Source organism: Streptomyces sp. NPDC048637, from assembly GCF_040650675.1.
Lineage (GTDB): Bacteria > Actinomycetota > Actinomycetes > Streptomycetales > Streptomycetaceae > Streptomyces.
The window spans coordinates 1-6,957 of sequence record NZ_JBEZHQ010000083.1 but is presented as its reverse complement, the minus strand read 5'-3'; the positions used below and the strand labels follow the sequence as shown (position 1 = coordinate 6,957).

The following is a 6,957-nucleotide window of genomic DNA, read 5'->3' as shown; positions in this document are numbered from 1 at the left end:
CAGGCCTGTTAACCGAACTAACTGAGCTGTCTTCGCAGGTCAGACCGGGTATCTGCTAGCTTCCCGATGTGCTTGATGAGCAGCGGTCCGGAAGGGACCTGAGGAACTTTGTTCTGCCTGAGTTAGGCCAGTTGCTGAAGACGGGAGATCCCTGGGAGCCGTACAGGGTGCTGGATGGTCTCGGGAGGCCGGTCGAGCCCGCTGCGCTCTACCTCAAGGAGCTGATGGCGAGGGACAGCTCGCCGTTGACGCCACGTTCGTACGGCATGGATCTGCTGCGCTGGTTTCGGTTCTTATGGGCGCTCGGGATCGAGTGGGACCGTGCGACCCGGGAAGACGCTCGGGACTTCATGTTGTGGATGAAGGTGGCGGACAAGCCGAAGCGTGTCCATTGGCGCCATCGCGGTAAGGCTGTCTCCAAGGTCCCGCCGCCTCGCAGTGACAGGCCGGCGCCGGGGACGCCGAATCCGGTGACTGGTAAACCCACGGTCGGGACCAAGTACTCGCCGGCTACCCGTGCTCATTGCGAGACGGTGCTGCGGGAGTTCTACAACTTCCATCTGGATGAAAACACCGGTTCGTTGTTGGTGAACCCCTTCCCGTTGGTCCGTGGGCGCCGCTTGTCCCAGCTTGGGACACAGCGTGATGGTGGGAAGAAGCATCGGAACCGACGCACGGGCCTCTACCGGCCGACCGTTCCGCAGCGGGTCCCGCGGCGGATTCCCGACGAGATGTACACCAAGGTCTTCGCCGGGCTCCGTTCTCATCGTGACCGCGCCTTGCTGGCCTTCTGGGTCGCCACTGGTGCCCGCGCCGAGGAGCTGCTCACGGTCAAGCAGGGCGGCGCGGTTGTCGGCGAGCAGACCGTCAGTGTGATCCGCAAGGGCACCCGCGACTACCAGGCCCTGGCCGCCACCCCGGATGCGTTCGTCTGGCTGCGGCTCTACCAAGAGTCCGCCTGGAAGAAGGGCGTCCCTCGGGGCCGTCACCATGCGCTGTGGTGGACGCTGCGGCGCCCATGGCGGCCGCTGGAGTACGACGCGGCGCGCATGATGTTCAACCGCGCCAACGATCTCCTGGGCGCTAACTGGACCCTTCACGATCTGCGGCACACGGCGACGTTCCTGATGCTCGATGACCCGAACATGCCGCCGGTTTACGTGCAAAAGATCCTCGGCCACAAGTATCTGTCGACCCTGGACATCTACAACCGTCCGACCAGGGACGACGTCATCAGAGCCGGCCTTGCCCACCACGCCCGTCAGGAGAAGCGACGCGAGGAGACTCCTGTGCCTGTTGACGAGCCGTCCTACAACCCCGACTCCTTGTCCATCCTCTTCGGTCGGGACGCGTCATGACGAGCACTGCGACCCACGTCGGCTCGAGCTTCGTTCCGCGGGTCACAAGCATGGTGGGCGCCGAAGCGCTCACGCTGATGAACCGATTCCCGCATCGGGAAAGACCAAGCACGTGGGAAGCGACCGCGGTCACGCGTGAAGAGGTCCTTGAGCGGCTGACTCGCCCACCGCTACGAGCTGTGGAACCCAGCGCCCAGGCGAATCGGATGTTCGGGGCCCGCCTCCTCCTCGACTGGCTGATGACTTTTCCGGGAGAAACCTGGCAACAGCGCTGGCAGAGGAGCCCTGCCCACGGCCAGCACATTGCGTCGCAGGGGTGGCGGGATGCCTTCGCAGCCTGGGCCCGTCCGGAAGGGCGAGTATCTCGCCGTGAAACGCTTCTCGTCGGGCTGCTGGCGCTGCTCTGCGCGGATGCCATCAGACCCGACCCGGAATTCCTCATCGGGTCAAGATCGCGGCATCTTCGGCCGGCTCTGGAGACCACACGCGACCCCGAGGGGTTCGCCCGCTTGAGGGCTTCACTGCCGACCAACATCTCGGCTGCGAACATCTCGTCCGGACTGAAGACCATTGCGGAGATCATGGCCTGCCGAGGCGGCGCCATCGAGGACATCGTCGTCGGCGACCTGCTGCTCTGGCAAAGCAAGAATCCGAGCAACAGCAATGGACGGATCCAGCTCGCCTACACCTGGCTACGCGACTTGGATCTCTTTCCAGCAGACGCACCGCACACGCTGTTCCGGATCTCGAACCGTACCGGGCAACTCACCCCGGCGGACCTTGTCGACCGCTACGAACTGCAGTGCCGTCCGATCCGCGATCTCTTGGTCGCCTACCTCTCCCACCGGTCCGTGGGGCTCGACTTCACGACACTGCAGGCGCTCACGATCTCGCTGGCCCTTCGGTTCTGGGGCGACCTGGAGCGGCATCATCCGGGCATTGACTCTCTTCGGCTGCCTGCCGAGGTGATCACTGCTTGGAAGGTCCGCCTGGCTACGAAGACCGTCCGCAAGCGTCTGCCCGACGGATCATTTCGTGAGTTCACAGAGCCACGCCGAGGTGCAATCGGGATCAAAACCCAGGTCAGAGCCTTCTACCTGGACCTGGCGGAGTGGGCAGTGGAGGACCCCGGCCAGTGGGCTGCCTGGGTGGCGCCCTGCCCGATCAGCGAAGCCGAGTGCTCGGGAAGAAAGGCTGAGAAGCAGCTCAAGGCACGCATGGACCAACGTACTCGCGAGCGTCTGCCGGCGCTGCCCACGCTGGTGAAGACGGCTCACCGCCTGCTGAAAGAAGCCACGATGCGTCTCGATGCGCTCAATGCTGCCCCGCTCGGTTCGGATTTCAGCGTGCTTGGTGAGACCTTCAGGGTTCCGCGCTTCAGTAAATGCGCTGACGGGCGTCCGATCCATGCCTGGGATGCGAAGGGCACCCGGCGCTCATTCGCGGGTGAGGAGCGCAGCGCATTCTGGGGGTGGGCTGCCATCGAGATCTTGCGGCACACCGGCATCCGCATCGAAGAACTCCTCGAGCTGGGGCATCACAGCATCGTCAGCTACAAGCTCCCCACCACCGGGCAGGCCGTTCCGCTCTTGCAGATCGCCCCGTCGAAGACGGACCAAGAGCGACTTGTCCTGGTCACGCCGGAGCTGGCGGACGTGTTGAGCACGGTCGTCTCTCGGGTCCGAGGCTCGGACGGGAGAGTCCCCGTTCTTCGTAGTTATGACCACTATGAACGGGTCTGGAACCCGCCGATGCCTCTCCTGTTTCAGGATCGCTCTGGTGGCTACCTGCGTCCGCTGTCACGGGCGACGATCCGTCGGGGACTCGACGTCACCTTGTTGGCCTCAGGTCTGACGGACAGCGCGGGTGACCCCCTCATCTTTCAGCCTCACGACTTCCGCCGGATCTTCATCACGGATTCCATCCTCAACGGTCTGCCCCCTCACATCGCCCAGGTCATCGCTGGTCACGACCACATCGGAACGACGATGGGATACGCCGCGATCTACCCCACTGATGCCATCGAGGCACATCGAGCGTTCATCGCCCGGCGCCGGGCTCTGCGGCCTGCCGATGAATACCGCACCGTCACTCCTGAGGAGTGGGGAGAGTTTCTCGGGCACTTTGAGCGCCGTAAGCTCGCCCTGGGCGACTGCGGCCGCGCATACGGAACTGACTGTGCTCACGAACACGCTTGTGTCCGATGCCCCGTCCTGATCGTCCACGCGACAGAGCGTCCCCGGCTTGTCGAAATCCGCGACAACCTCCTCACGCGCATCTTGGAAGCCGAAAGGGAAGGCTGGCTCGGCGAGATCGAGGGGCTGCAGAGCAGCCTTGCCCACGCCGAGGAGAAGCTTGCCCAACTCGACGCCCAGATCTCCCGGAAGCAGGAGTCTGTCGACCTGGGGATTCCTACCTTCCGGGAGATCGCTGCTCGTACCAGTGGGGTGGCCACCCCGCCGGGGCCTGCGTGACTGAATGGCTTTACTCCGGCGTGCTCAGCGGACACCGCCACAGAAAGCGGCGCTTGGACGAGCCTCATCCACGCGGATGATCTACACCACCCCGGCCACGCGCCACGTTCTACGGGCGCTGGGCCAGCAGGTGGGTGTCGAGGAAGCCCCGCTCGGACGCTGGATCATGGAGCAACCGAGCCACCGTGACGAGTCCGGCCCCAGCCAGCAACTCGGCAAACTGGTCCGCCGGCCAGCTGTAAGCAGGCGCCACCTTGTGGTCGAAGCGGACAGGCTCGGAGCCTTCGGTTCCGAAGAAGGACACCAGGAGCAGGCCCCCCGGCGCCAGGACACGCACTTGCTCCGCGATCAGCGCGGGCAATTCTTCTGGTGGGGTATGGATCATCGAGTAGTGGGCCAGCACTCCGCCGAGCGCGCCGTCCTCGACCGGCAGGGCCTCCATGCGCGCTTCGTCGAACCGCAGCTCCGGATGAGCCCGCCGGGCGTGGGCGACCATAGCCGGGGAGAGGTCGAGCCCGTAGACGTCCAACCCCAAGTCGTGCAGCATGGCCGTCAAATGGCCAGGCCCGCACCCGACGTCGGCTGCCCGTAGGTTCCCCGTGCCACGCACGAGCTCGGCGAAGGTGCCGATCATGTTCCGCGCGAACGGCTGCGTCTCCAACCGATTAGCGAACATCGATGCATACAGTTCGACGACCCCGTCATAGGCCGCCTTGGTCTCGTCCTGGTGTTTCAACACGGGAAGGAAGCTAACACTCGTGCCGTTCACAGCAGTTCTCCGGACCCATACCGGCCCCTTCCTCGCAGGACTGATCGTCCTGTCACCTGGCCACGGGACGCCCCGCTAGTGCTCTGACCGAATAGGTTCGCCGAGTTGGCGGTGGCAGGGTCCGGACCGATTGGATGTGGTCGGGCATCCGAGGTTCGGGGAGGCGTGGTGGCCGAGCCGGTCAAGGTCCGGAGACTGACGGATCATGAGGGTCAACAGTTACAACGGATCGTGCGTCGAGGTAGCACGAACACTGTGCGCTACCGGCGGGCGGTGATGCTGCTGGCCTCGGCCGGTGGCAACCGGGTGCCGGTCATCGCCCAGCTCGTGCAGGCCGACGAGGACACCGTGCGCGATGTAATTCACCGGTTCAACGAGATCGGCATGGCCTGCCTGGACCCTCGATGGGCGGGAGGCCGTCCCCGCCTGCTCAGCCCTGACGACGAGGACTTCGTCGTCCAGATGGCCACCACACGCCCGGCCAAGCTCGGGCAGCCCTTCACCCGCTGGTCGATCCGCAAGCTCGCCGCCTACCTGCGCAAGGTTTACGGCCGGGTGATACGGATCGGTCGCGAGGCCCTGCGCTGCCTGCTCACCCGACGAGGCGTCACCTTCCAGCGCACCAAGACGTGGAAGGAGTCCACCGATCCAGAGCGGGGCGCCAAGCTCGACCGGATCGAGCACGTCCTCGAACGCTTCCCCGACCGCACGTTCGCGTTCGACGAGTTCGGCCCCCTCGGCATCCGCCCCACCGGCGGCTCCTGCTGGGCCAAGCGGGATCAGCCCGACCGGCTGCCGGCGACCTACCATCGCACCCACGGCGTCACCTACTTCCACGGCTGCTACTCGGTCGGCGACGACACCCTGTGGGGCGTCAACCGCCGACGCAAGGGCACCGCGAACTCCCTGGCCGCGCTGAAGTCGATCCGCGCCGCCCGGCGCGACGGCGCACCGATCTATGTGATCACGGACAACCTGTCCGCCCACAAGGGCGGCGACATCCGCCGCTGGGCGAAAAAGAACAAGGTCGAGTTGTGCTTCACCCCGACCTACGCCTCCTGGGCGAACCCCATAGAAGCCCACTTTGGACCGCTGCGGCAGTTCACCATCGCCAACTCAAACCACCCCAACCACACCGTCCAGACCCGCGCCCTGCACGCCTACCTGCGCTGGCGCAACGCCAACGCCCGCCACCGAGACGTCCTGGCCGCCGAGCGCAAGGAACGCGCCCGCATCCGCAGCGAGAAGGGCATCCGCTGGGGCGGACGCCCCCTCGCCGCCGCAGCCTGAGTACCTTTCCTCAATCCTGAGCGGCACGTGACCATCGACGCCGCCGCGGTCCCACTCCCCTCGCAATCGCCTGCCGTCCGGGCCGGTGCATGTTGCCTGAACGGACTGCGTGAAGGGGGCGCATGTGTTGGGTTGTCTTGTTTGGATCACCGGGTGGACTGGCGAACACCAAGCCCACCGACATTAAACGTCAAATGCATTTTTCTACCTGAACGGGCGGCATCCGACTGAACATCTCTTATCCTGCGACTGCCGTACTTAGCGTAAAAGCATGACAACTCCAGCAAATTACCGGCAGGGCTCGACATGGCTCCAGACCAGCCCGGTCGACTGCAACCACGCACTCACCGGTGCCGACCACGCTGATGAGCAGATCACCGACATCCCGGAACTCACGATCCCCTTCCCCGGCATGTGGGAGATCTCGTACCACGCCCGCTCATTCACCGGCGGGACCGCAGCGGCGTATTTGTACGTCCGCACTGCACTGTTCAAGAACGGCCAGCTCATCCCCGGCACTGAAGCACTGACCGGTGGGAAATGGGAAGGTCAGACCACCCCCGGGCAGACGATCCTGGAGAAGTTCGACGTCAATGACGTCATCACGCTCCACGCGTACCGCATCGGGACGGGCACCGCCAGCATCCTCAGCAACGGCGACGGACGTACGGGAGTCATGGCGCACTGGGTGAGCCCCGGGTTCTAGGCCACTGCTTCAGTGCCGTTTTCGTTCCTGAGCTGCGCATTTGCCAACTCAGGAACGAACGGTGCTGTTGCGGGCGCTGTACCGAAGTTTTCCTGGTGCTCAAGCGGCCGGCGCGGCTGGAGGGAGACGCCCAGGCGCAGCAGGGGCATGGGGTGACCTTTCGGTGGCGGTCCGGCAACGGCGACAGGGCGATCACCCGACAGCCCTGTCGCCACACCCCAACTCCCGTACCGCCTCGATTCATCCCACTTGGAGGCAGCGGTCGCCCATCGGGGCGTGCGCTGCGGCCGATGCCTCACGGCAGCTGCGGCGTGCACACAACCCGGTGAACCTTCCCGGCCAGAGCACTAGTTCGGAGAA

At 65.0% G+C, this 6,957-nt stretch carries 5 protein-coding genes; 4 read left to right on the top strand and 1 reads right to left on the bottom strand.

Annotated elements, in window-relative coordinates:
- Nucleotides 1–68: 68 nt before the first annotated feature.
- Nucleotides 69–1,358: a tyrosine-type recombinase/integrase gene (locus AB0C46_RS40570; RefSeq protein WP_362834155.1), complete on the top strand. Its 1,290-nt coding sequence runs from the start codon at nucleotides 69–71 to the stop codon at nucleotides 1,356–1,358.
- Nucleotides 1,355–3,832 (top strand): site-specific integrase, encoded by a 2,478-nt coding sequence (locus AB0C46_RS40565; protein WP_362834154.1) that lies wholly within the window; start codon nucleotides 1,355–1,357, stop codon nucleotides 3,830–3,832. The genes AB0C46_RS40570 and AB0C46_RS40565 overlap by 4 nt, the downstream gene beginning before the upstream one ends.
- A gap of 109 nt (nucleotides 3,833–3,941) precedes the next feature.
- Here AB0C46_RS40565 and AB0C46_RS40560 read toward each other — a convergent pair whose 3' ends face one another.
- Nucleotides 3,942–4,571, bottom strand: coding sequence for a class I SAM-dependent methyltransferase (locus tag AB0C46_RS40560; protein WP_362834153.1), 630 nt, complete (start codon nucleotides 4,569–4,571; stop codon nucleotides 3,942–3,944).
- Nucleotides 4,572–4,769: 198 nt separating this feature from the next.
- Between AB0C46_RS40560 and AB0C46_RS40555 the strand changes: the two genes are divergently transcribed.
- Nucleotides 4,770–5,891, top strand: a complete 1,122-nt coding sequence (locus tag AB0C46_RS40555) for an IS630 family transposase (protein WP_362834152.1) — start codon at nucleotides 4,770–4,772, stop codon at nucleotides 5,889–5,891.
- Nucleotides 5,892–6,162: 271 nt separating this feature from the next.
- Nucleotides 6,163–6,597 (top strand): hypothetical protein, encoded by a 435-nt coding sequence (locus AB0C46_RS40550; RefSeq protein WP_362834151.1) that lies wholly within the window; start codon nucleotides 6,163–6,165, stop codon nucleotides 6,595–6,597.
- Nucleotides 6,598–6,957 lie beyond the last annotated feature (360 nt).